The organism is Dysgonomonas sp. 520 (genome assembly GCF_010501095.1).
Classification (GTDB): Bacteria; Bacteroidota; Bacteroidia; order Bacteroidales; family Dysgonomonadaceae; genus QVMP01.
Map to the genome: position 1 here is coordinate 1 of NZ_QVMP01000057.1, position 1,448 is coordinate 1,448.

Here is a 1,448-nt window from a genome sequence, read left to right on the forward strand (position 1 = left end):
AATCTGTTTTCTCCATATTATTATTAATTTTGTTCATTGATTAAGAACAAAGATAGAAGATAATTTTCAACCAAACAATAAAAAGTTGATATTTTTCAACCATGAATAATGTTTTAACTCAAATTGCTAGATTAGTCGAGACTGAGGGGATTACTATCACTGCACTCGAAAAGCAGATAGGCGCAAGTAAAGGCGTACTATCGAGGGCTTTAAATAATGGATCGGATATACAAACTAAATGGGTACAAGCCATAGTTGAAAATTATCCCCTTTATAATGCTACATGGTTACTTACTGGTGAGGGAAACATGCTCAAAAATAGAGAGACTATTGATATTGAAATGAAATCTGATGATAATGGTATTTCTATACACCGTTTACGTAATGACTATTTCAATATAGAAAAACAGTCTATTCCATTATATGAAATTGAAGCATCAGCCGGATTATCAACATTATTCAGCAGTCAGATACAACAGATACCACTAGATTATATTTCAATACCTAATGCTCCCAAATGTGATGGAGCAATTTTTGTCCGGGGTGATTCGATGTACCCAATCTTAAAAGCAGGAGATATTGTTTGTTACAAACATATTGAGCGTATCGAAGATGTGTATTACGGCGAAATGTATTTGCTAGATATTGATGTTAGTGGCGATCAGTACCTAACGTTCAAGTATGTTCAAAAATCAGATTTAGGAGATAAATATATACGCTTGGTGAGTCACAACACACATCATGATCCTAAAGACATTCTCAAAAAAGATATCAGGGCTATTGCCTTAGTTAAATTGTCAATCAGATATAACACTTTGTCATGAACTTAAAAACTCAAAGAATATTAGTTATTGCAATAGCAATTATATTCATACTATTAATTATAGCCATTATTGCTCCTAAAAGCACCCCAACAGATCAAGAAAGTCAGGTAACAGAAAACATAGAAAAATATATCAACGGATTAGAACCTGCTGACGTTTATTTAAATATGGAACAACAAGGCTTCGAAACCCAATACTTACCAAATGAATTTGGATCACTATGGATTTCATCAAAAAAAGTTCAAGGAATAGATTTTAGGGTAGAAATATATAGTTCTAATCGTAAAAACCTCGAATCAGTTAGGGCAACAGCAATGATAGACATAACCCAAAAAGACATTCAATCCACTCAACAATTTTTACTTTATGTAGCTTCTATTCCTTATGACAGTTCGAATTACGAAGCGGTTGCGAAGTGGTTAAAAGATAATTTCAATAATGATAAAGCCTCAATTGTAGTAAGTGGCGTTAGGTTTACTATAAGCGCACCAACTAAAATGGTTAGGATATTGAATATCGAAAAAGAAATAAATCCCGAACAATAGAGTCTTTTTGCAATTATAATACACTATATTTGCATATAAAATAATTCATTTGCAAATATGAAGGTATATATACTCATCT

2 protein-coding genes are annotated in these 1,448 nt (G+C 32.1%); both read left to right on the forward strand.

The features are described from left to right. Positions 1-101: 101 nt before the first annotated feature. Positions 102-824, forward strand: a complete 723-nt coding sequence (locus tag D0T56_RS16490) for a S24 family peptidase (protein ID WP_163321262.1) — start codon at positions 102-104, stop codon at positions 822-824. Continuing rightward, complete coding sequence (locus D0T56_RS16495; protein ID WP_163321263.1) at positions 821-1,369, forward strand: hypothetical protein; 549 nt, start codon at positions 821-823, stop codon at positions 1,367-1,369. The genes D0T56_RS16490 and D0T56_RS16495 overlap by 4 nt, the downstream gene beginning before the upstream one ends. Positions 1,370-1,448 lie beyond the last annotated feature (79 nt).